17 protein-coding genes are annotated in these 24777 nt (G+C 34.2%); 12 read left to right on the plus strand and 5 right to left on the minus strand.

What is annotated here, in order from left to right:
- Positions 1–35: 35 nt before the first annotated feature.
- Positions 36–614, plus strand: a complete 579-nt coding sequence (locus AAFN75_RS06880; RefSeq protein ID WP_411808862.1) for a uracil-DNA glycosylase family protein — start codon at positions 36–38, stop codon at positions 612–614.
- A 41-nt stretch (positions 615–655) separates the two neighbouring features.
- On the opposite strand, the gene AAFN75_RS06885 is transcribed toward AAFN75_RS06880, so the two are convergent.
- Positions 656–1246: a carboxymuconolactone decarboxylase family protein gene (locus AAFN75_RS06885; RefSeq protein WP_411808863.1), complete on the minus strand. Its 591-nt coding sequence runs from the start codon at positions 1244–1246 to the stop codon at positions 656–658.
- 68 nt (positions 1247–1314) lie between these two features.
- On the opposite strand from AAFN75_RS06885, the gene AAFN75_RS06890 reads away from it, so the two are divergent.
- Together AAFN75_RS06890 and AAFN75_RS06895 are read left to right on the plus strand one after the other, a co-directional pair.
- Positions 1315–2325 (plus strand): dipeptide epimerase, encoded by a 1011-nt coding sequence (locus tag AAFN75_RS06890; RefSeq protein WP_411808865.1) that lies wholly within the window; start codon positions 1315–1317, stop codon positions 2323–2325.
- Positions 2325–3374 (plus strand): pyridoxal phosphate-dependent aminotransferase family protein, encoded by a 1050-nt coding sequence (locus tag AAFN75_RS06895; protein ID WP_411808866.1) that lies wholly within the window; start codon positions 2325–2327, stop codon positions 3372–3374. The genes AAFN75_RS06890 and AAFN75_RS06895 overlap by 1 nt, the downstream gene beginning before the upstream one ends.
- 87 nt (positions 3375–3461) lie before the next feature.
- Here the strand turns inward: AAFN75_RS06895 and AAFN75_RS06900 are convergent, their stop codons facing one another.
- Both AAFN75_RS06900 and AAFN75_RS06905 read right to left on the minus strand, forming a co-directional pair.
- Positions 3462–4961, minus strand: a complete 1500-nt coding sequence (locus tag AAFN75_RS06900; protein ID WP_411808867.1) for a SusD/RagB family nutrient-binding outer membrane lipoprotein — start codon at positions 4959–4961, stop codon at positions 3462–3464.
- A 10-nt stretch (positions 4962–4971) separates the two neighbouring features.
- Positions 4972–8148 (minus strand): SusC/RagA family TonB-linked outer membrane protein, encoded by a 3177-nt coding sequence (locus AAFN75_RS06905; protein ID WP_411808868.1) that lies wholly within the window; start codon positions 8146–8148, stop codon positions 4972–4974.
- A gap of 186 nt (positions 8149–8334) precedes the next feature.
- Here AAFN75_RS06905 and AAFN75_RS06910 point away from each other — a divergent pair, with 186 nt between their 5' ends.
- The 5 genes from AAFN75_RS06910 to AAFN75_RS06930 all read left to right on the plus strand — a co-directional run bounded on the left by AAFN75_RS06910 (position 8335) and on the right by AAFN75_RS06930 (position 13937).
- Positions 8335–9606 carry a D-alanyl-D-alanine carboxypeptidase/D-alanyl-D-alanine-endopeptidase gene (locus tag AAFN75_RS06910; protein ID WP_411808869.1) on the plus strand — a complete coding sequence of 424 codons (1272 nt, stop codon included), beginning with the start codon at positions 8335–8337 and terminating at the stop codon, positions 9604–9606.
- A 167-nt stretch (positions 9607–9773) separates the two neighbouring features.
- A complete protein-coding gene (locus tag AAFN75_RS06915) occupies positions 9774–10196 on the plus strand; it encodes an OsmC family protein (protein WP_144114870.1) in 423 nt (140 codons plus the stop codon).
- A gap of 48 nt (positions 10197–10244) precedes the next feature.
- Positions 10245–11945, plus strand: a complete 1701-nt coding sequence (gene recJ, locus AAFN75_RS06920) for a single-stranded-DNA-specific exonuclease RecJ (RefSeq protein ID WP_411808870.1) — start codon at positions 10245–10247, stop codon at positions 11943–11945.
- A gap of 19 nt (positions 11946–11964) precedes the next feature.
- A complete protein-coding gene (locus tag AAFN75_RS06925; RefSeq protein ID WP_411808871.1) occupies positions 11965–13233 on the plus strand; it encodes an MFS transporter in 1269 nt (422 codons plus the stop codon).
- Between the two features lie 50 nt (positions 13234–13283).
- Positions 13284–13937 carry a peptidoglycan-binding domain-containing protein gene (locus AAFN75_RS06930; RefSeq protein WP_411808872.1) on the plus strand — a complete coding sequence of 218 codons (654 nt, stop codon included), beginning with the start codon at positions 13284–13286 and terminating at the stop codon, positions 13935–13937.
- Between the two features lies 1 nt (position 13938).
- Here the strand turns inward: AAFN75_RS06930 and AAFN75_RS06935 are convergent, their stop codons facing one another.
- Complete coding sequence (locus tag AAFN75_RS06935; RefSeq protein WP_411808873.1) at positions 13939–14694, minus strand: UDP-2,3-diacylglucosamine diphosphatase; 756 nt, start codon at positions 14692–14694, stop codon at positions 13939–13941.
- Positions 14695–14889: 195 nt separating this feature from the next.
- On the opposite strand from AAFN75_RS06935, the gene AAFN75_RS06940 reads away from it, so the two are divergent.
- Positions 14890–15999 carry an alpha/beta fold hydrolase gene (locus AAFN75_RS06940; RefSeq protein WP_411808874.1) on the plus strand — a complete coding sequence of 370 codons (1110 nt, stop codon included), beginning with the start codon at positions 14890–14892 and terminating at the stop codon, positions 15997–15999.
- Between the two features lie 207 nt (positions 16000–16206).
- Here AAFN75_RS06940 and AAFN75_RS06945 read toward each other — a convergent pair whose 3' ends face one another.
- Positions 16207–16815: a superoxide dismutase gene (locus AAFN75_RS06945; protein WP_411808875.1), complete on the minus strand. Its 609-nt coding sequence runs from the start codon at positions 16813–16815 to the stop codon at positions 16207–16209.
- A gap of 124 nt (positions 16816–16939) precedes the next feature.
- Between AAFN75_RS06945 and AAFN75_RS06950 the strand changes: the two genes are divergently transcribed.
- The 3 genes from AAFN75_RS06950 (at position 16940) to AAFN75_RS06960 (ending at position 24775) form a co-directional block, all read left to right on the plus strand.
- Positions 16940–20086, plus strand: a complete 3147-nt coding sequence (locus AAFN75_RS06950) for a UvrD-helicase domain-containing protein (protein ID WP_411808876.1) — start codon at positions 16940–16942, stop codon at positions 20084–20086.
- 461 nt (positions 20087–20547) lie between these two features.
- The gene (locus AAFN75_RS06955) at positions 20548–21939 is read left to right on the plus strand and encodes an OmpA family protein (protein ID WP_144114878.1); all 1392 of its coding nucleotides are present in this window, start codon (positions 20548–20550) and stop codon (positions 21937–21939) included.
- 79 nt (positions 21940–22018) lie between these two features.
- Positions 22019–24775 (plus strand): PD-(D/E)XK nuclease family protein, encoded by a 2757-nt coding sequence (locus tag AAFN75_RS06960; protein ID WP_411808877.1) that lies wholly within the window; start codon positions 22019–22021, stop codon positions 24773–24775.
- The last annotated feature ends 2 nt before the right edge of the window (positions 24776–24777 follow it).

Consider the following 24777-nt stretch of genomic DNA (forward strand, 5'->3'; position numbering starts at 1 on the left):
TAGAATTTTTGATGAGTTCTAGGAGCTAAAGCTAAATGCAAGATTTACTCGATAATATAAAACAATGTACTATTTGTGCAGAGCATTTAGCTTTAGGCCCACGACCTGTGGTTTCTGCGCACCCAGAGTCTAAAATTGTAATTATTGGTCAAGCTCCCGGAACCAAAGTGCATGCTTCGGGAATTCCTTGGGACGATGCTAGTGGTAAACAATTGCGTAAATGGCTTAATGTTTCAACTAAAGATTTTTATGATGCAACCAAGTTCGCCATAATTCCTATGGGGTTTTGTTATCCTGGAAAAGGAAAAACGGGCGATTTACCACCGCGACCAGAATGTGCACCACAATGGCATAAACCAATACTTAACGAGCTTAAAAATGTAGAACTCGTTATTTTAATTGGTATGTATGCTCAAAAATATTACTTAGGCAAAAGGGCTAAAAAAACCTTGACAGAAACTGTAGATAATTTTCAAGACTACCTGCCCAAATATTTGCCGTTGCCGCATCCTTCGCCTAGAAACAGGTTTTGGTTAACTAAAAATCCTTGGTTTGAGGTTGAGGTTTTGCCGGTGTTGAGGGAAAGGGTTAAAAAATTGTTGATTCTAAATTGAAACAAATAACGCCTATCATGAGATTCCTGCTTTCGCAGGAATTAGATGTGCTTCCCTTTTTCCCAACCATGTTTTCCTAAATACTGCTCGCCACTTTCAACAGCGCCACTTTCAATAGATGTACCCATGGAGTCATTCCAACGGTTTAAGTAGCCAAATAAAGAAATAACACCAAGCATTTCAACTATTTCGCCTTCATCCCAATATTGATGCAACCGTTGTTTAATGGTTTCATCAACAGCGTTCGGTACTTGGCTTGAGGCCAAACTAAAATCTAAGGCAGCACGTTCGGCTTCGTTAAAAGCAGGGTGCGTTCGGTATTCCCAGATATTATCGAGTTGTTCTTGTTCTGCGCCGTAACGTTCTGCAGCTCTTATAGCGTGCGCTTGACAATACCTGCAACTAGTAGCGTTGCTAGACACCCAAGCAATCATACGTTTTAGGGCAGAAGTAACTTTTCCTTCGTTAGCCATAACAGCCATATTTAGGTTTATAAATGCTTTACTTATGGCGGGTCTGCGTTGCATGGTTAATACCGAATTGGGACAAAAACCTAAGGTTTCATTAAAAAATTCGGCTAGTTTTTTAGTTTCTAAATCATGGTCGGCAGAAAGTGGTGTTACTAGTGGCATATATTTAAGTTTTCGTTATTCTCAAAGGTATAATTTTATTAACTTCACATCTAATAAAAAAGAAATTTATGGAGGTTATTTTAAAGCCATACGAACTAAAGTTAAGGCATACTTTTACAATTTCTCGCGAGTCTCACGATGTACAACCCAGTTTAATTGTTTGTCTTTCTTTAAACGGAAAAACAGGTTATGGAGAAGCTACTTCAAACCCATATTACAACATTACGGTTGAAAGCATGATGTTGGAAATTAATGCCATTTTAAAAGATATTGAAGATTTCGACTTTACAACACCCGATGTTTTTCATGCTTTTTTAGTTGAAAAAGGATTAACTAACTTTTCTATTTGTGCTTTAGATTTGGCAGCTCATGATTTATATGGAAAGCTCCAAAACCAACCACTTTATAGTATTTGGGGAACAAATCTGGATAGCTTTCCTACTACAAATTACACGATTGGTATTGCTAGTATAGACGAGATGGTGGCTAAAATGCAAGAAACCCCTTGGCCAATTTATAAAATAAAATTAGGTACAGACGACGATGTTAGTATTGTAAAAGCGCTTAGAAGACATAGTGACGCTGTGTTTAGAATTGATGCTAATTGTGCGTGGACAGCAGAAGAAACCATTAGGAATGCGCCACTTTTAAAAGACTTAGGAGTCGAGTTTTTGGAGCAGCCTTTAAAAGCAAGCGATTGGGAAGGCATGAAAGAAGTAATGAAACATGCTGTTTTACCCGTTATTGCAGATGAAAGTTGTATTGTTGAAAGTGATGTGGAGGCTTGCGGAAATCATTTTAGCGGTATTAATATAAAACTCACTAAATGCGGCGGATTAACACCGGCTTTACGCATGATTAAAAAAGGTAAAGCCATGGGAGTAAAAGTGATGGTGGGTTGCATGACGGAGTCTACCGTTGGTATTTCGGCTATTGCGCAACTGTTACCTCAACTAGATTATGTTGATATGGACGGAGCACTTTTACTAAAAGAAGATATTGCAAATGGCGTTATTATTCGGCCAGATGCAAAGGTGATGTTTCCAACTTTAGGCGGCAGTGGTATAACTTTAAAGTAATGGCATATTATTTAAATTCATTTCCGGGAAATCATATTTCAATCCAAAATGAAAACTATCTTTATTTTGGTGGCACTGCCTATTTAGGTTTGCAAACTGATGTTGATTTTCAAAATATATTTATTAAGAATATTAAAAAGTACGGCACTAATTATGGTGCCTCGCGTAAATCAAATATTCGTATTTCTATTTATGATGAAACTGAAGCCTATTTATCTCAACTAGTAGGAAGCGAAGCCTGTATTAGCATGTCTTCGGGGTATTTAGCGGGGCAACTTGTGGCTCATGGTTTGAACACTGAAAAATATGCGTTTTTTTATGCACCAAATACACATTCGGCGTTAAGTTTATCATCAAGCAAAAGCCAATCGTTTTCAACGTATCAAACTTTAAAAGAAGCATTACATGTTCATTTAAAACAAAAAACAAGCGAAACACCAGTTGTGTTTTTAGACGCTATAGAATTTTCAGGAAATAACTTTCCTGATTTTGAAGGCTTGAAATCCTTACCGCTTTCAGAACTTGTTTTGGTAGTTGATGATTCGCATGGTTTAGGTGTTATTGGAGAGCACGGTGGCGGTGTTTATAAAACCATTAAAGATTTAAACCCAAAGGAACTTATAGTTTGTGGCTCTTTAGGAAAAGGGTTCTGTGTTCAGGCTGGTGCTATTTTTGGTTCTAAAAGCAGAATCTCTTCTTTAGAAAGTACAGCCTTTTTTGGAGGCTCTAGTCCTGCCTCTCCTGCAAATTTGGCTACTTTAATTCATGCTGAAGAGATTTATAAGACCAAGCGAAAACAACTAGAATATAACACAACGTTTTTTAAAAAACACTTGAATTCGCTTAATAAATTTCAATACATGGAAGGCCATCCTGCTTTTAGTTTTATAGATGAAGATCTTAATGATTACCTAGAAAGCAATGGTATAATAGTAACAAGTTTTAGGTACCCAGATATAAACTCGCCTATGATGAGTCGCATTGTTATAAGTGCAGGACATACTGAAACTGATGTTTTTAAGCTATGCAACGTTTTAAATGGCATGTAGCCTCATTTTAAAACACGCTCAAAATTGAACAAAAAAAAGCCGAATAGATTATTTTCTATTCGGCTTTTTTATTATGGATATTTAAGCTTATTCAGCCCACCAAATAGGTGTAATTGGGCTTTTTTCGTTTGCTTTAACCTCGTCAAAATTAGCGTCTAATTCTGATGTTGGATAAGAAACTCGTCTAATCCATTCGCCTGCAAATTCATCATCAGAATTATCCTCTTCCAAACGTAGTTCTAAGCCTTTAAAAACATCGGCAGAGAAATTATAGCGTCTAAAATCATTCCAAGTTTCTGTGTTATGAATGTTTGCAATATATTTTTCCTTCATAATATGGTTTAGCATTAGGCCACCTTCGCCAACAGCTACGGCTGTGTCTACCAAATAATCGGCACCATCTACACCTATTTGTTCCATACTACCTTCAATTCCAGCAAGGTAGGCGTTGTAAGCTTCCGAAGTCGCGCCAGCACTGGTTGTGGTGCCTCCGTTTGCTAAAAATGCCGCTTCCGCTTTAATAAACATGGCTTCAGCATAAGTTAATACTTCTAGTGGTGCGCTTGCTTTGGTGTAATATCCGCCATCTTTATAGTAAGTGTTTGCAGCTTCGCCATCGGAAGATTGTCCTGTTCCTCCGTTTAAAAAGCCACGCCAAGGATCAGTATCAGGTGCAGGAACATCTACCCCAATTTCCTTTACAAACATAGCTGGTAATCGTGGGTCAACTTCTACGGCCCCACTTTCAAAAGGATAAGTTGTACCATTTAGCATGCTTACTAATTGATCGTTTGGAGCTCGGAAATAATTTGAAGTTGCTCTGGCTTGCACATTAGTGGCGTAATACGGATTAAGTTCACCTTCTGGATAAGTGAGTATAAAATTATCAGAGTTTGAGGTAAACCCATTGTTAATTGAGCTTAGAACATCGCTTGCTGTTACACCTCCATTTTTTATCATGTGTAATTGCATACGTGCTTTAAATGTGTACGCTAAACGTATCCATTTTGATACATCTCCTTTATAGACAAGGTCACCTGATTCTAAATTAAACTTAGGGTTTGAAGCTCCTGAAAGTGCTGATATTGCTTCGTCCAATAAGGTAATCATGTCATTGTATACAACTTCGCCATCATCAAATTTAGGCGCAGGGAATTCAAAAGGTTTACCAGCTTGTGTATAAGGCACGTTATCCCAATTGTCTACTGCAAAGCTTAAATTCATTGCTGTGATAATTTTAGCAACGGCTAAAAAATGCGGAGCATCTTGTGCGATTGCCTTTTCTTTTAAGTTTTCAATATTTGGTAATACCTTTGTGTAAATATTGCTCCATGTGCTACTATTAAAAGATTCTACCACCGGAGCAGTACCGTATCCAGCATAATACTGCGTATAGTTACATAATGATAATTCTGCATAGTAATACCCATAAATTGTATTAAACAGTGTTGGCCCTAAAATGTCCTTCATGCTAAGGTTGTCTAAAGGGACAGCGTCAGATGGTGTGTTAACATCCAAATAATCATCACAGCCAGAAAAACTGGAGATCATTGTTATAAATAGAAAGTATTTTATATATTTTTTCATAGTTCTTTTTTTAAAATCCAATTGTAACACCAAACGAATAGTTTTCCGTTAGCGGTATGCCTCTACCTGTAAAACCATATTTGTTACTTCCTGCGCCATAATCGCTTCCTTCTGGATCGAAACCATCAAAAGGTGTCCATATTAGCACATTGCTTAAGTTAGCCGATAGTTTTACGCTTTCTAATTTCAACTTGTCTAATACATTAGAGCCAAGGCTGTAGGTTAGACCTACGTTTCTTAGTTTAACCCATGATGCATCTTGTAGAAGTACTTCGGCATTACGTCTTCCTAGAGAGGTAAAGTTAAAAAACTGATACCCTGTTGCCGAACTAACTGAAAAATCTACTTCAGTATTATTTTCAATATACGTTCCTGGATTTGCTGGGTCTTCCATTACACCATCAAACACATAGGTGTCATTTTCTCTGTATTGCATAGTGTATTCAGAGGTTCCTGCTCTATTCATTTGGTAACGTTGCCAAGTATATTTGTCGCCTCCTTTTTTCCATTCAAACAAAAAGTTTAAACCAAAACCTTTGTAATTAATGTTAGATCCTAAAGATGCTACAAAATCTGGAGTAACATTTCCAACTATTACTTTTTCATCAAAGTTAGTTTCGGGTAAGCCGGCGTCGTCAATTAAAATTTCACCATCTACGCGTTTCCACTTATAGCCGTACAATGTTCCTATTTTATCGCCTTCTTGTGGTTGTAAATAAATACGTGCTCCGGTAACATCGTCTACAAAATCTAAAAAAGGAATTTCTTCAGGTAACTCAACAACTTCCCCGTTATTGGTTCCGAAGTTGAAAATCATTTCCCATTTTAAGTCATTATTTTTAATAATATCACCACTAATTAACAACTCATGTCCAAATGTTTGATAAATACCTGCGTTTCTGGTAAATTGAATAATACCAGTTGATGGTGCTGTTCCTACAGGGAAAATAGCATCGTACACTTTTGAGTTGTAATATGCATAATCTAACCTAATACGGTTTTTAAGAAAACGGAAATCTAAACCTAACTCGTAACCTTTAGTGCGCTCCGGTTTTAAATCTGGAGCGCCAACATATCTATCGGCAACATAACCACCTGTGCCTGCCCAAGGAAAATTTGGGTCGGGGTAATTAAAAAAGCCAACTTGTCCAAAAGTGGTTCCGTTACCAACCTCTGCATAAGATGCTCTAATTTTACCAAAAGAAACCACGCTATTATTGCCAAATACATCTTTCATATCGTAAGCTAAACTTGCCGATGGATAGAAATAAGAGTTGTTGTCTGTTGGTAAAGTTGAATCGTTATCGTTTCGGCCCGTTAGAGATAAAAAGAGTTTATCATCATAACTTAATTTAAGTTCTCCAAAAAATCCAACAAGGCGTTTTTGAGTAACAAAATTAGATATCGATTGGTTCTCTTGAATGTTACTAATATGATTAAAATAAGGGAGGTTTAAACTTTGCCCGTACATTCTGTAGCTTGTTCTTTTATTGTCTAAAATAGACTGCCCTAATAAAAGTGAACTGCTTACTTTATCGGAAAAATCGTGAGAAAGTGTTACAAGTAAATTGGATTCTAAACCTTTGAAAATATAATTTTGATCGACAATATAACCGTTTACTCCAGAGCCACCATCTAAATCGGCAGGAACAAACCTATTTATAAGTGTTGTAAAGTTATCAATTTGCCCTGTATAATTAACGTTTATCCAATCTTTCGGATTCCAGTTTAGGTTTATATTACCAACCCAACGATCTGTATCTTCTGTTAATGCGCTTATATAAGCGTTATATCTTGGGTTATCAATAAATCCAGGAAACAGGGCGCGATGCGATCCGTCTGGATTTAAATAATCGTTAATAGGAAATGTAGGCGACCACCATCCTAAGGCACTCATTACAGATTTGTCGCCACCAGTGGCTTTAGTAGAGCTCGAGTTTGAATAATTAACAGTTGCTCCAATTTTAAAGTTATCGGTTACTTGGTACCCTGCTTTAAATCTTGAAGAAATTCTGCCAAACTCAGAGTTAGGTAAAGTTCCGTCTGATGATGTGTTTCCTAACGACATGTAGTAATCAAACTTTTCATCTGCACCAGAAATATTAAAATTCTCGGTGTGTGAAATACCGGTATCAAATAAATCGTAAGGGCTGTAAAAGCGGTCATTGCTTAAGTCTATAACGGTGTTATCGGTATGTGTGTAAGAATCGTCTGTGTAACGCACACCCCAAGTCATTGGCCCATTATAATTACCAACGCCTGTTACAGTAAATCCAGTGTCTGTTTCTGGAGTGTATGTTCTGTAAGGTGCTCCATATCGTCCTTCTCTGAAAGTAGATTGGATACCTGGTGTAGTTTTAACATTATTAAATGTTGTGCTAGCAGAAAAACCTATTTTAGGCTTCCCTAATTTTCCTTTTTTAGTGGTGATTATTATTGCTCCATTTGCTGCTCTAACACCATATAGTGCTGTTGCTGCAGCTCCTTTTAAAATGTTATAGCTTTCTATATCGTCTGGGTTTATATCAGTTGCTCTGTTCGAAAATGAAAACTGAGAGTCGGAGCCCGCAGAGTTTGTTCCAGAAGTTGGTAGAATATTACCAGAAAATGTATCGTTATTAATGGAAACACCATCGACGACAATTAAAGGTTGATTGTTTTGATTAGGATTCATAGAAGACATGCCTCTAATTAAAATATCTACACCACCGCCAGGAGTTCCCGAAGTTTGAGAAATTTGTAAACCCGCCACACGACCTTGTAAGGCAGTCATAGCATCGTTTTGTCCTGTTAAGTTAAGGTCTTCTGTTTTAACCTGTGTTACAGAATATCCAAGAGATTTTTCTTTCTGTTCAATACCAAAAGCGGTAACAATAACTTCGCCAAGTATATCTGTGCTTTCTTCTAGGTTAATATTTAATGTGGTTCCTGTTACTGTTGCTTCTTTGGTTTTAAAACCTAAAAAAGAAAACAGTAATACATCATCTTGTTTTGCGGAAATTTTATAATATCCATCAAAATCAGTTGATGTTCCGTTACTTGTTCCTTTTACTTGAATATTTACACCAGGCAACGGTACGCTAGAAGCATCCGTTACTTGACCACTAACAGTTATGTTTTGCGCAAACAAAAAACTGCATGTAGCTGTAAAAAAGACAAGAAAAGAGAGGGTTGCTTTTTTCTTCATAAAATAGAGTTTGAATTGTTAGTCATTCAAATATATTGTTTTTTTATTGTTTTTCAATATTTGTTAAAGTATTATTTGTATAATGTATTTTTGATGAATATAATTTACCAAAAATGTTAAATTGCATTAATTTACAGGTAAATTCTTAATTTCGCGTTTAAAGAAGATGGTTTAAATTGTTCGTTTATGAGAAATTTTAAATTTAGTGTACTAGCGATTTTGGTAGGCGGATTTTTATTTAGTTGTAAATCTGCAGCGATAAAAAAAAGCATTACAAAACAATTTGAATCGCCATTTTATAACAATCAATTTACCGGACTGTTAGTTTATAATCCTAAAAACCACGACACCATTTATAAGTATAATGCTGATAAATATTTTACACCGGCCAGCAATACTAAAATATTTACGTTGTTTACAGCATTGCAATTTTTACCAGAGCAACTTCCTGCTTTTAAATATGAGGTAGATAATGATACCATAACTATTCAAGGTGTTGGAAATCCTGCATTTTTACATCCTTTTTTTAAAGATAGTACGGCATTAAAATTGGCAAAACCGTATAAAAAGGTAAACCTAATTTTAGATAATTTAGATGATGATAAATTTGGTCCTGGTTGGGCTTGGGAAGATTACGACACGTATTTTAGTCCAGAAAGAAGCAGTTTTCCTATGTACGGAAATGTGCTAACCATAAGTAATCAATATAGCTTGCAAAGTGAACCAAGGTTATTAAAAAATAACATTCAACTTACCGAAGCAAAGAAGCGAAGAGCTTATAACGCTAATGCGTTTTATTATAATCCCAAAAGGAAAGATACTATTGAGGTACCTATGGTTTTAAATGACGAATTGATAACTAAATTTTGGCAAGATTTACTGCCTAATAAAGTTGAGGTTTCTAAATTTTCGGGAAAACAACTGAATAAAATAGCTTACAGCGTTCCTGCAGATTCTTTATATAAACGTATGATGGTTGTAAGTGATAATTTTTTAGCAGAACAGATGTTAATTATGGCTTCTTCTGTGCTTTCTGACACTTTAAGTTCTCGTAGAATTCGCGATACTATATTAAATAATCAATTAAAAGATTTAAAACAACAGCCTAGGTGGGTAGATGGCTCTGGTTTAAGTAGGTATAATTTATTCACGCCAACATCCTTTGTGCAAGTGCTAACAAAATTATATAAAGCATTACCTAGAGCGCGCTTGTTTAACTTATTTCCCGTTGGTGGAGCGTCAGGAACCCTAAAACGTTATTATTCGGGAGTTAGCGAACCGTATATTTATGCGAAGTCAGGAACTGTAGGTAACAATTACTCCTTAAGCGGATACTTAATAACTCATTCTGGCGAAACTTTAATATTTAGTTTTATGAATAATCATTACAAAACATCATCTATAGAGGTTAAAAAACAAATGCAGCTTATTTTAGAAAGTCTTCGCGATAATTATTAAACCTAGTGCTTTTTGTTAAATTTTATTTAAAAGCTTATGATAAACGGATTGGTATTTTACAATTCTTTGGATTCTTGTAAAACATGAATTTAAAAGCTTAGATTATTGTTTTAGGTTTTTATGTAGTATTTTTGATACTTACATAAAACAAAAAAAACAGTTTAAAAATGGCAGTTGAGGTTACCACAACATGGTTAGGAGATATGAGGTTTGAAAGTACAAACCCATCAGGACATAATTTATTTATTGATGCAGGAGAGGAAAACGGAGGCAAAAGCGAGGGATACCGTCCAAAAGCTTTAATGCTATCGGGATTAGCTGGTTGTTCTGGTTTGGATGTTGCAGCATTAATTAAAAAAATGAAGCTAGAGGTTGATACATTTAAAATTGAAACCGAAGCAAATTTAACCGATGAGCACCCAAAGTATTATGATAAAGTAGCCATGCATTTTCATTTTTATGGGAATAATTTAAACGAGAAAAAGCTACAACGCGCAGTAGATTTATCCATTGAAAAATATTGTGGCGTTATGGAAATGTTTCGTCAATTCGCAGAACTAACCATAGAAACACATTTTCATAAAGCATAAAAAGGAACCAATAAAGTTTACTTTTTACAACAAAATTGCAATCTCTCAATGCGCTGGACATTAAAAACAGAACCTCCAAAAGAAAAAGTTGAAGCTTTGCAAGAGGCACTTCAGGTAGATGCTATTACTGCAAAGTTATTAGTTCATAGAGGTGTTGATAATTATGAGGATGCTAAGCGTTTTTTCAGACCAAGTTTAGAAGATTTACACGATCCATTCTTAATGAAAGATATGGATAGGGCTGTTGCGCGTATTGAAAAAGCTATTGCTAATAAAGAAAATATTTTAGTTTATGGCGATTACGATGTGGATGGCACCACGTCTGTAGCCTTAATGTCTTCATATTTAAAAACGAAACATAATTTAGTTTATACATATATTCCTAATAGGTATGATGAAGGTTATGGTATTTCGTATAAAGGAATAAATTTTGCTTTAGAGAATGATTTTTCGCTAATTATAGCTTTAGATTGTGGTATAAAATCTGTTGATAAAGTAGCGCATGCCAAAACACTTGGTATCGATTTTATTATTTGCGATCACCATAGGCCAGGAGATGAAATTCCAGACGCAGCAGCTGTATTAGATCCTAAAAGAGAGGATTGTAACTACCCTTTTAAAGAGCTGTGTGGATGCGGTGTGGGTTTTAAGTTAATTCAAGCCTTAGCGTCTAAAGAAGGTAAAACTGCAGAAGATTTAACTGAGTATTTAGATTTGGTAGCTACAGCAATTGGAGCAGATATTGTTCCTATTGATGGAGAGAATAGAGTTTTGGCTTATTTTGGCTTGATAGTAATAAATACAAACCCTAGGTCTGGTATAAAAGCCATTTTAGATCAAGTAGAAAAAACCACCTTAACTATTACCGATGTTGTGTTTATTGTAGCGCCTAGAATTAATGCTGCAGGACGCATGAAACATGGTAATTATGCGGTAACATTATTATCTGAAGAAGAGCCAGATATGGCTAAAAAGTACGCCGCCGAAATTAATGAGTATAATTTAGATAGACGTGAAACGGATAAACGAATTACAGAAGAAGCTCTTAATCAAATTGAAGAACAAAAAGAACAGAACCGCCTTACTACTGTTGTTTTTAATGAAGATTGGCATAAAGGCGTTATTGGTATTGTGGCTTCTCGATTAATAGAAACATATTATAGACCAACGCTAGTCTTTACAAAAAGCGGAAATAAATTGGCAGCCTCTGCACGATCGGTAAAAGGATTTGATATTTATAATGCTTTAGGAAATTGTAAGGAACATATTGAGCAATTTGGAGGACATAAATATGCTGCAGGTTTAACACTAGAACCAGAAAATTATGAAGCCTTTAAAAAAGCTTTTGAGGATGAGGTTTCTAAAACCATAGATAGAGATTTATTGACTCCTGAAATTAAAATTGATGCTCAAATTGATTTAGATGATATTACACCTAAATTTCATAGAATTTTAAAGCAGTTTGCGCCTTTTGGTCCTAGTAATATGACTCCGGTTTTTTTAAGTGAAAATGTAATGGATACCGGCTATGGTAAGTGTGTTGGAGCAGATAAAACACATTTACGTTTAACGGCAACGCAGCCAGAATCGGCAACTAAAATAGTTTGTATTGGTTTTGGATTGGGTAAAAAAATAAATAAAATTTCCGACGGTAAATTATTTCGTGCTGCTTACTCTATTGATGAAAACGAATGGAACGGTAACATTAGTTTACAGCTAAAGTTAAGGGATATTAAGAAGCAAAAGTAATAGATTTTAAAACTTAATTATGGCTAAAACCGACCCGTATGCGGCACTGCGCATAAAGGAGTTTAATATATTTTTATTGCTTCGATTGTTTTTGGTTTTTGGTTGGTCTATGCAATTTATTGTAATAGAGTGGCAAGTATATAGCTTAACAAAAGACCCTTGGAGTTTAGCCTTAATAGGAGCTTGCGAGTTTATTCCTGCTTTTTTTATGGCACCATTTTCTGGTCATATAGTAGATCAAAAAGAGAAACGAAATCTTTTAGCACTTTGTATAGCTGCTTTTTCTCTAATTAGTTTAGGTCTTTTTTTATTGACAACCAATATGGTAATTACTAGTTGGTCCACAAATCGTATTTTATATTCAATTTATGCACTTGTGTTTTTTGGCGGTTTTATGCGTTCGTTTTTTGGCCCCATTATCTTTTCTTTGATTGCTTTAATTGTTCCTAAAAAAATATACCCTAATGCGGCTACTTGGAGTACAAGCACCTGGAAAACTGCTGCCGTTTTAGGTGCGCTTTTTGGTGGTTTTTTTATTGGTTGGATGGGAGTACCAAGTACCTTATGTGTTGTGTTTGTTTTAGTAATTATTGCTTTCTTCTTAACTTTTTTAATAAAAAAGAAACCTATTTTAAATAAGAAAATTGGGGAATCGGTAAAAGAAAGTTTAAAGGCTGGTGTTTTATTTGTGTTTCATAACAAAGCGATACTAGGCGCTTTAACTTTGGATATGATTGCGGTGTTATTTGGAGGTACTGTTGCCATATTAGTAATTTTTGCGCAAGATGTTTTAGAGGTTGGAAGCCAAGGTTTGGGTATTTTAAATGCATCAATATCTTTAGGAAGTATTATAACCATGTTTGTTACTACCTACATTCCTATAAGCAAAAATACAGGTAAAAAATTGCTTGTTTCAATTTTTATATTTGGCTTAAGTATGATTGGTTTTGGCCTTTCGTCTGTATTTTGGGTAAGCGTTTTAATGTTATTTATTAGTGGTGCAGCCGATGGTATTTCTATGATAATTCGTCAAACTATATTGCAGTTAAAAACGCCTGATGATATGCGTGGTCGAGTATCTTCGGTTAATTCTATGTTTGTTGGGTCTTCTAATGAATTGGGAGCTGTTGAAAGTGGTGTAGCCGCTAAAATATTGGGTCCCGTAGCTGCTGTAGTTTTTGGAGGGACCATGACCTTGATTACTGTTATTGCCATTGGAATTAAAAACCCTGTACTACGAGATTTAGATTTAACTGCTGATATGAAGGAAAATAAAACTTCGAAATAGTCATTTTCTTTAATTATATTTACACTAGCAAAAAAAAACGATGATAAAAAATGAAACAAATTATCATATTTTTACTGGTTATTATTGTGTGGGCTATAGGTTACAATACCTATAAGGAATACAAGCGTTTTACGCCACCAGAATATGAGTATGTTAGAAATAAAAATATTGATTTAAATTACCATGATAGGTCGTTTTTGTTCAATTATTACAAGTCTATTGAAGACTTAAATGGATATGTAATTACGCAATGGAGCGCTAATGGAATAGATGTAAGAAACTCGGATAGTGATGATGAAGAGGAGTTAGCTGCTATTTCTAAATATACAGATAAACTAGGTGCTGTAAAGTTTTATGAAGATCAATTAGTGAAGTCTAAAACTTTAAAAGATAGTGGTTTAACTAATGCTAATATTAGGTTGTTGGAAAGCGAAGGTATCAGTCAAGCTGAATTTGAAAAAGAAAAAACACAAAGTAAATTGATTACTCTTTTTAATAATAATATCTCTGAGTTGAGGATTGGGCAAAAAAGTGTATTCGTTTATGAACTTCAAAAGCTACTAGTAAAAAAGGGTTTTGATATTCCAGTTGATGGATTATATAAAACCATTACAAGAGATGCGGTTTTATCGTTTGAAGAAAAAAACGGACTGTTTCCTGATGGTAAAGTAGATTTGTTAACCTTTGAAGCTTTATTGAAATAGCTTACTTGTACTCTTTAAGTTCCATGTTTTCGCCATCGAAAACGCCATAGGTGTAATACTGAATCCAATCGCCCAGGTTAATATATTTGGATGTAGCGTTAAGGTCGATATTTAAAGGTAAATGTCTGTGGCCAAACACAAAAAAATCTAGATGTTTATCTTCTAACTTTCGTTTGCAATACTGTACTAGCCATTCGTTTTCTTTTCCAAGAAATATAGCATCATCATCGCCAGAAATAAGTTTGTTTTTTACCGATAAGTATTGTGCCATACGCACACCTAAATCTGGATGTAACCAACGGAAAAGCCATTTAAAAAATGGATTTGTAAACACTTTTTTCATACGCTTATAGCCTTTGTCTCCTGGGCCTAAACCATCGCCATGACCTATTAAAAAGGTTTTGTTGTTAAAGGTAAATTCTTTTGGTTTATGGTAAACGGGTATGTTTAGTTCTTCTTCAAAATAGCCATTCATCCAAAGGTCGTGATTACCCACAAAATAGTAAATGGGAATTCCAGAATCGCTAATTTCGGCAAGTTTACCAAAGGTTCTTGTAAAGCCTTTTGGTATTACGGTTTTAAACTCCATCCAGAAATCGAATAAATCGCCTAAAAGAAAAATGGCAGCAGCATCGTGTTTTACCTCGTCTAACCAAGCTACAAACTTTTTTTCGCGAGGAAAAGAAGCCGCTTTGGTTGGTGCGCCTAAGTGATTATCTGAGGCGAAATATATTTTTTTTCCTTTTGGAATTTGCATGCGTAAATATACTAATTCCTGAGCATGCTAGATTATTTGATTTTAATATTTATTATTTTATAACTAGAGAATTTTAATGTTGGGTTGGGCATTTTTTGGAGAAAAACTATATATTCGTTAAGTATTGAAAACTAGGTGTTTATTTTTTGTTGTTAGTAAATTAGCAAGAAAACTAAACCAGAAAATCAAGAAATTATGGAGCTGTTAAAAAAACTAGGTAAATGGTTGTTAATTCTGCTGGGAGTTATTGTCGGAGCTATTTTAATTTTATTAGTAATTATTAGATTTAATAGTTCGGGAGTTGAAGAGCCTTTTTTGGATGAACACGGTGAGGTGTTGCCAAATAGTATTGCGATGCACGAAGATATGTTAATACGAGGTGTGTCTCAAAGAGTTACCATTAGAGGGGAAGATGTTAATAATCCTGTGCTTTTAATAGTTCATGGTGGTCCGGGTTCTCCTATTTATCCTGTTATTTATAGGCTTTTTGGCGTCGATTTGGAAGATCTATTTACCGTTTGTTACTGGGAGCAAAGAGGTTCGGGTCTCGCGTATAACGATAGTGTGCCAGATGCATCCATTACTTTAAATGAAATTGTAGATGATGGCTTGGAAGTTTCAAATTACTTAAAGAAAACTTTTAAAAAGGATAAAATTTATATTGAAGGTTTATCGTGGGGTACTGCGGTAGCTGCTTTTATGGTTCAGAAAAAACCGGAGTTGTACCATGCGTATATAGGTAGCGGTATTTGTGCTAAGCAAGCAGAGTCGGAAATATTATCTTATAATTTTGTTATGGCAGAAGCGCAAAAACGTAACGATACGGTATCTATTAATCAATTAAAAAAAACAGGAAGGCCGCCATATACCAATAAACCGGGTATGGAAATTAGTGATGCTATAGAAATTGAAAGAGCTATTGTGTTTAAGTACGCGCCCATAAAAATGGATACTGGTTTTAAATTACTTAAAGGTATGTTTATGGATAATGGTTTAACCTTTAAGGAAAAATTTACAGATATGATAAATAAGCCTGAATCGTATTATCCAGCTTCTAAATTAATGCAATCTACGGCACTTAATATAAATCTTTTGCGTGATGTACCAGAACTGAAAGTACCTGTTTATTTTATGCATGGAGATAACGACCACTTTACAGAAACCGAGATTGCTAAGGCTTATTTTGATTCGCTTGTTGCGCCATCAAAAAAATGGTTTTTGTTCGAAAATGGCACGCATGGCGTTCAAATTGAATATCCTGAAAAGTATCGTACTATTTATGTTAATGAGATTTTAAAAAAGTAGCTTTTCTGTAAACCAGACGGGTAAGCAAAGCATTTTTTATGGCTAAAAGTTTGTAAATATGCCCGCGTTAGGGGTTGCAACGGATAGCCCACAGCCCGACGTAGGAGGTGCGAGGACTTGCAGAGTAAAGCCCGACCCTTGTGGTAACGCCAAAAAAAAGCAAACCTATTTCTAGATTTGCTTATTTATTTTTAAGACTAAATGGAATTATTTAGCTTCTGCGTAACGTTTTTCTACTTCGTTCCAGTTAACTACATTAAAAAATGCGCTAATGTAATCTGGACGACGGTTTTGGTAGTTTAGGTAGTATGCGTGTTCCCAAACATCTAATCCTAAAATTGGAGTTCCTCCACAACCAATTCCTGGCATTAATGGATTGTCTTGGTTTGGTGTAGAGCAAATTTCTAATTTACCACCTTTATGTACACATAACCATGCCCATCCTGAACCAAAACGTGTTCCGGCAGCTTTAGAGAATGCAGCTATAAACTCTTCTTTAGAACCAAAAGTAGCATCGATAGCGTCTTTTAATTCGCCAGATAAGCGTCCTCTGTCTTCTGGATTTAAAACATCCCAGAATAAAGAGTGGTTGTAAAATCCACCACCGTTATTTCTAACTGCGCCGTTATCTAAATCTAAATTTGTAAGAATATCGTTAATTGATTTTCCTTCTAAATCTGTTCCTGCAATGGCGTTATTTAAATTGTTTGTGTATCCTTGGTGGTGCTTAGTGTGGTGTATTTCCATGGTTCTAGCATCAATATGAGGCTCTAAAGCATCATAAGCATATCCTAATTTCGGTAATTCGAAAGCCATAATTTTTTTGTTTTTAGTATTTATATTTATTTTAATTCAAATTTACGGATAAAACAGGTCAATAAAAAATAATTAATTGTTATCAACTCATCGATAGTTTTTATATTGTAACAAATCATTCTTTATGCAGGAAACACATCCTTTTAGTATTTATAATGCTTCTGCGGGTAGCGGGAAAACCTATACCTTGGTTAAAGAGTATTTAAAAATACTTTTTAAGTCTAACCATCCGGAGCCTTTTAAACGTATACTGGCCATTACGTTTACTAATAAAGCGGTTGCCGAAATGAAAGGACGTATAGTTGAAATGTTAAAGGCGTTTTCTAATCCTGCTGTTTTAAATGAGCCAACGCCAATGTTTAAGGATCTTTGTGAGGAATTGCAGATGGAGCCAAGTGTACTTCGAGAAAAATCTGATCATTTATTAAATACGATTTTACATAATTATGCAGCTTTTGATATTTCGACCATTGATGGTTTTACCCATAAAGTAATACGAACCTTTGCTCACGATTTAAGATTGCCATTAAATTTTGAAGTGGAGCTGGACCAGGATTCGCTTTTAAATGAAGCGGTTGATAGTTTGATAGCTAAGGCTGGAAGCGATGTTGAGCTTACAAAGGTGCTAGTTGATTTTGCTATTGAAAAAGCGGACGATGATAAGAGTTACGATGTGGCTTTCGATTTTAATAAAATTGCTAAACTTTTAGTTAAAGAAAACGATTTACCTTTTATTGATACGTTAAAAGATAAAACTTTAGCGGATTTTAAGGTTCTTAAAACTCAATTGAGAACTGAGATTGTAGATTTAGAAAAAACAATTGTTGAAACTGCGGAAGGTGTTCTTGGTTTAATAGATGAAACAGGAGTAGAACATTCTGATTTTACTGGCGGAAGTAGAGCATATTTACCAACTTATTTTTTAAAATTAAAAGCGCTTGTTTTAGATATTAATTTTTCAACTTCCTGGATTACCAAACTAGAAGAAAATCCATTATACCCTAAAACAAAGACACTAGAGGAAGTTAAAGTTATATTGGATGGAATTAAGCCTAATTTAATTATGGCTTTCAATCTAACAAAAGATGCGGTTTTTCATCTAAAGTTTTTAAAAGCTTTTTATAGAAACATAACACCGCTTTCCGTTTTAAGCGCCATTAATACTGAGCTAACTGCATTAAAAGGTGAACAGAATAAAATGCTAATCTCCGAGTTTAATGCCATTATTAGTAAAGAGATTACCGACCAGCCTACGCCGTTTATTTACGAGCGTTTAGGCGAAAAATTTAAGTATTATTTTATTGATGAGTTTCAGGACACCTCGGTGATGCAATGGGAAAATTTAAAACCCTTGTTAGATAACTCACTTTCTGGAATTAACGGCAGCACCATGTTGGTTGGCGATGCAAAACAAGCCATTTACCGCTGGCGTGGTGGTAAGGCAGAACAGTTTATGGATTTGTTTAATAAAAAGGATGTTCCGTTTCAAATAGAGCAAGTTGTAAAGCATTTAGAAGAAAATTATAGGAGTTTTAAAGCGGTAGTAAATTTTAATAATGGATTGTTTAAATTTTTGGCAAGCACCTTTTTTAATGATGCCGAACATCAAGGGCTTTACCAAAATTCTACACAGCATATTACCAGTGAAAATGAAGGGTTTGTTAAGTTATCTTTTTTGGACCTAGATAAAGAAGATAAAAGGGATGAGGAATTTCCGGAAGAAGTTTTAAAAACCATAAAGTCATGTTTAGAAAATGGTTTTAAACTTAAAGATATTTGTGTTTTAGTTAGAAAGAAAAAAGAAGGTGTTGCTATTGCCGATTATTTGAGTCAGGAAAAAATATCTATAATTTCTTCTGAAACTTTGTTGGTTAATAATTCGCCCGAAGTTGTTTTTATAAACCATGTTTTGGCCCTATTAGTTCAGCCAGAAAACAACGACATTAAAATTCAAGTTTTAAATTATTTAACCACACTTTTTAACATAGAAGAGAAACACGATTTTTTTACTGCACATATTAATATTCCCACCGATGAGTTGTTTAAAAGTTTCGAGACTTACAATGTATTTATAGATGCTAACATGTTATTACAACGTCCACTTTACGATTTAGCCGAAACTATTGTAAGAGCTTTTGGTTTGGTTAAAACATCCAATGCTTATATCCAGTTTTATTTAGACATTATTTTAGATTTTTCAATGAAAAAAGTTTCTGACGTTTCGGGGTTTTTGGATTATTTTGAAAAGAAAAAAGATAATTTAAGTATTATATCGCCCGAAGGTCAGGATGCTGTTCAGATTATGACCATTCATAAATCTAAAGGATTAGAGTTTCCGGTGGTCATTTTCCCTTATGCCGATTTAGATATTTTCAGAGAGGTAGAACCTAAAGAATGGTTTAGTTTGGATAAAGAAAAATATAATGGTTTTTCTAGTACGCTATTAAACTATAATAAAGATTTTGAGCATTATGCAGAAGAGGGCTTACGAATTTTTAACAAACATCAATCTGAACAGGAATTAGATAACATAAACCTATTATATGTGGCATTAACACGCCCTGTGGAACAGTTGCATATTATTTCAGCTAATGATATTTCTGCAAAAGGCGAGGTTAAAAATAATAGGTATTCGGGACTTTTAATTAGTTACCTGCAACATTTGGGTATGTGGCAAGATTCGGAATTAGAATATAGCTTTGGAAATCCTAAAAAGGTATCGGAACCTTTTGAAGATAAGAAAAAAACCTATCGTCAAGAGTCATTTATTTCAACAGCCAAAGAAGACCATAATATTAATGTCGTTACAAAATCTGGTTTATTATGGGACACCAATCAACAAGAAGCTATTGAAAAGGGGAATTTAATCCATAACATCATGGCTAAAATTGAAACTAGAGATGAGGTAGATGCTGTAATAGATGATTTTATAAAGAGTGCAATCATACAAAAAGAACAAATTACACCGCTTAAAGACACTGTTTTACAAATAATTAATCATCCAAAACTAAAAACATTTTATACAAAAAGTAATACCATATATAATGAACGCGATATTATTACTAAAGATGGAATTATTTTGAGACCGGACAGGGTTATTGTAAATTCTGAAAACGAAGCTGTAATTATAGATTATAAAACGGGTTCTGAAGATATAAAATATGCGCAGCAGCTACAATCCTATGAAGATGTTTTGGAAGAGATGGATATTAGCGTTAAAAAGAAAGTTCTTGTATATATAAATGACGATATATTAGTTAAGGATGTTTAGGTGTGTTGAATACGAAACGTACTATCGTTTGGTGAAAAATAAGTCTGTTTAAACTGTATTAGTATATAAGGAGTGTTCGAAATAGCACGGTAGTGGGCAAAATTTAAATGTTTTGATATTATAGACCAATATTTAGAAGTTTTGTGCCGTTAAACTGTGTCAATCTATTGTTAATATGCGTTTTATTTGGAGGAGCTTGGTTGTAGGATTCTTTTTTTAATCGTTCTTTTCATAAAGCTAGAAATCTATTGCATCTCGTGGCAGCCCACGTAAAATAAGACTTACATAAGATGTTGTAGGTATTAGTTAGTGTAGGGGAAGCGCTTAAAGTTATCTAAATTCATTATGAACTATCGACGAACTACTTGTTTATCCTATTTTTTTATATATTTGTCTTTGTTAATAACATTTAACAACTTACTTTTGCAGTAAATTTAACACTTAAAATTAAACTTTTGAATATGAAAAATCTTAGCAGATTATTGTTCGCTATGTTGCTTGTACTTGGTTATAGCAACGTTAATGCGCAAGACCAAAACAACCCATGGCAAATTTCTATCGGGGTAAACGCAGTTGATTTCTATCCTACAGGAGACGGAGCACTTTCTAAAGGCGGTTTCGCTAGTGAGTCTTTTGGAGAAGAATTTGCAAATGCGACAGACCACTGGAATGTTTTACCTTCTTTATCAACGATCTCTGTATCTAAATATTTAAGCGATGGTTTTTCTTTCGGAATTACTGGATCTTTAAATAAAATTGATAAATACGGTGATATCAGTGTAAATCCTGATGTAGCTAATGAAGTATCTGATTTATCATACTACGGTGTAGATGGTACAATTAAATACAACTTTCTTGAAGGTACAACTATCGATCCTTTCTTAGGTCTTGGTGGTGGTTACACTTGGGTAGATGAAATTGGTGCTGGTACTGTAAACGGAACTTTAGGTTTCAACGTATGGTTTAACGAAAACATTGGTTTAACTGTGCAAACAGCTTACAAACATGCTTTTGAAGATTACTTAGATACACACTTCCAACATACTGCTGGTATCTCTATCAAATTTGGTGGAACTGATACTGACGGTGACGGAATATATGACAAAGACGATGCTTGTCCAGATGTTGCTGGTTTAGAAGCTTTCAACGGTTGTCCTGATACTGATGGCGACGGAATCGAAGATAGTAAAGATGATTGTCCTAACGAAGCTGGTTTAGCTGAACTTAACGGTTGTCCTGATTCTGACGGTGATGGTATTGCTGATAACAAAGATAACTGTCCTACAGTTGCTGGTTTAAAAGCATTAAACGGTTGTCCTGATGCTGATGGTGACGGTGTAACTGATGCTGATGATAAATGTCCTAACGAAGCTGGTCCTTCTGCAAACAAAGGATGTCCTTGGGCTGATAAAGACGGTGACGGTGTATTAGATAAAGATGATAAGTGTCCAGAAGTTAAAGGTACTGTTGCAAACAACGGTTGCCCTGAAGTAACTCAAGCTGTTCAAGCAACACTTAACGCTTATGCTAAAACTATCTTATTTGATACTGGTAAAGCAACTATAAAAGCACAATCTGCTGCTGTATTATCTGATATAATTGGTATCCTTAAAGAATACCCAACAGCTAAATTTACAGTTGAAGGTCATACTGATAGTGTTGGTAGCGATCAATTAAACCAAAGATTATCTGATTCTAGAGCTAATTCAGTAAAAGAATATTTAGTTGAGAATGGTATTGATGCTTTCAGATTATCTGCACTTGGATACGGAGAGGCTAGACCAATCGATTCTAACAAAACTAGAGCTGGTAGAGCAAACAACAGACGTGTAGAAATTAACTTAGCTAAATAAGAAATAGCTAATTAAATTTTAAATAAATAAGTTTACAAAAAACGCTTCGGATATCCGAAGCGTTTTTTATTTTTATAAAATGACAACTTTCATTCACGATGTTTTAAATGATTTACAAAATGATAATCAGAATTTTTCTGAATTAACTTTTGTTCTACCTAGTAAAAGAGCAGGACTCTTCCTAAAGCATCAGCTTGCTGAGGTTGTAGAAAAAACTATTTTTGCTCCAGAAATACTAAGTATTGAAGAGTTTGTTGAAGATTTATCCCAGATAAAATCAACCTCTAATACCGAGCTTCTTTTCGAGTTTTATTCCATTTATATCCAATTAACAAAAAAAGAACAGGCAGATTCTTTTGAGTCTTTTTCAAATTGGGGACAAATTTTACTTCAGGATTTTAACGAAATAGACAGATATCTTATTCCTCAAGAAAAAATATTCGATTATTTAAGTAGTATCCAAGATTTAAATCATTGGTCGTTAGAGGAACCTCAAACCGATTTTGTTAAAAATTATTTAGCCTTTTGGAAAAAACTATATGGTTACTATAATGCGTTTTCAAAGCATTTACTAAGCAAAAATATAGGCTATCAAGGTTTAATTTATCGCGAGGCGGTTAATAATCTAGAAAACTATATTAAGAATAACGCCAAAAAGAATCACGTTTTTTTGGGTTTTAATGCGTTAAATACTTCCGAGGAAACCATAATTCAAGAGTTATTAAAAAATAAGCTAGCAAGTGCTTATTGGGATGTCGATCGTGCTTTTATGGAAAACAAAAAACACGATGCAGCCTTGTTTACAAGGCAACACAAAAATAATTGGCCGTTTTTTAAAGAGAATCCCTTTAATTGGATAGCCGATAATTATTCCAAAGACAAAAATATTTCTGTATTTGGTGTTCCTAAAAACATAGGGCAAGCTAAACACATTGGTAGTATTTTAGAATCTTTGCAAAAAAACAACGGTTCATTAAAAAATACGGCTGTAGTATTGGGCGACGAAAACTTGTTAATACCCGTACTTAATTCATTGCCATCAAGCATAGATGCTTTAAATGTTACTATGGGGTTTCCATTAAAGTCAATTCCTTTAACATCGTTATTTGAGGTTCTTTTTCAATCGCATAAAACCAATTCAAATTCATTTTATTTTAAAGATGTTGTTAAAATAATATCCCATCAATTTATCAGACCATTGTTTTTTATTGAAAACGTGGACTATGCTGCTTTAATAATTCAGACTATCGATAAAAATAATCTTGTTTACTTAAACAAGGAGCGCTTATCAAAAATGGCTACCGCATGCCATACAGTTATAGATTTATTATTCGCTAATTGGGATAATTCAATTCCATTTGCGCTAGAAAACATATCTAAATTAGTATTGGCTATGAAGGCTAATTTGGATAAGGATAAAGCATCCAACTTATTGCAGTTGGAATATGTTTTCCGTTTTAACGAATTATTTACCGAGCTTAAACGATTAAATGAAGAGCATCAACACATTAAAGATATTTCAACATTATTTAGTGTTTATAAAGAGTTATTAAGTACCGAAACTCTAGATTTTCAAGGTGAACCACTACAAGGTTTGCAAATTATGGGAATGCTAGAGTCTCGTGTTTTAGATTTTGAAACCGTAATTATAGCCTCGGTAAACGAAGGTATTCTGCCGGCAGGGAAAAGCAATAATTCCTTTATTCCTTTCGATGTTAAACTAGAAAATAAGTTACCTACATTTAAGGAAAAAGACGCTGTTTACACCTACCACTTTTATAAGCTTTTACAACGTGCTAAAAACATCTATATAACTTATAATACGGAGGCCGATGTATTAACTGCAGGAGAAAAAAGCAGGTTTATTACACAGCTAGAGCTAGAAGGTATTCATAAAATTAATAGTAAAATAATAACACCACAAGTTCCGCAAATTGAAAAGGAATTAAATGTGGTAAAAAAGAATAGTGATTTACAACAAAAATTAATAGAAGTCGCTAAAAGCGGATTTTCACCTTCATCATTAACCAATTATATTAGAAACCCTATCGATTTTTATTATCAGAAAGTTTTAAAAATTAGAGAACATAATGATGTTGAAGAAACTGTTGCAGCAAATACATTAGGAACTGTTGTTCATAATACTTTAGAGGATTTTTATAAACCTTTTGTTGGTGAATTTTTGACGACTGAAGTGGTTAAAAAGTTAAAACTCGACATAGAAAAAAGAGTCACTTATCATTTTAAAAATGAATATAAGGAAGGCGATATAACAAAAGGTAAAAATCTTATTATCTATGAGATTGCTAAGCGCTATGTAAATAACTTTTTAGATCTTGAATTAAAAGCAATAAAGGCTGGAGATCAAATAAAGATTATAGCTATTGAGGCAGATAATGATATTGAAATTAAAATCTCAGAAATTAATTATCCTGTAAGATTAAAAGGTAAGGTTGATAGGGTAGACGAGTGTAACGGCATTACGAGGATTATTGATTATAAAACGGGTAAAGTAGAATCAGGCCAGGTAGAAATTTCTAATTGGGAAGATCTTACAACAGATTATAAAAAGTACAGCAAGAGTTTTCAAGTGCTTACTTATGCTTATATGATGAATCAAACTGGAGTTATTAATTTACCTATAGAAGCTGGAATTATATCATTTAAAAATTTGAACAAAGGATTTTTAAAATTTGCAAAAAAGGAAAGTATATCTAGTAGAAGTAAAGATGCTTTAATTACGGCTGATACTTTAGCTAATTTTGAAACAGAGCTAAAAAACTTAATCATAGAAATATGTAATCCGAATATAGATTTTACCGAAAAAGAAGTATAAAT

The organism is Algibacter sp. AS12, assembly GCF_046736315.1.
Classification (GTDB): Bacteria; Bacteroidota; Bacteroidia; order Flavobacteriales; family Flavobacteriaceae; genus Algibacter_B; species Algibacter_B amylolyticus.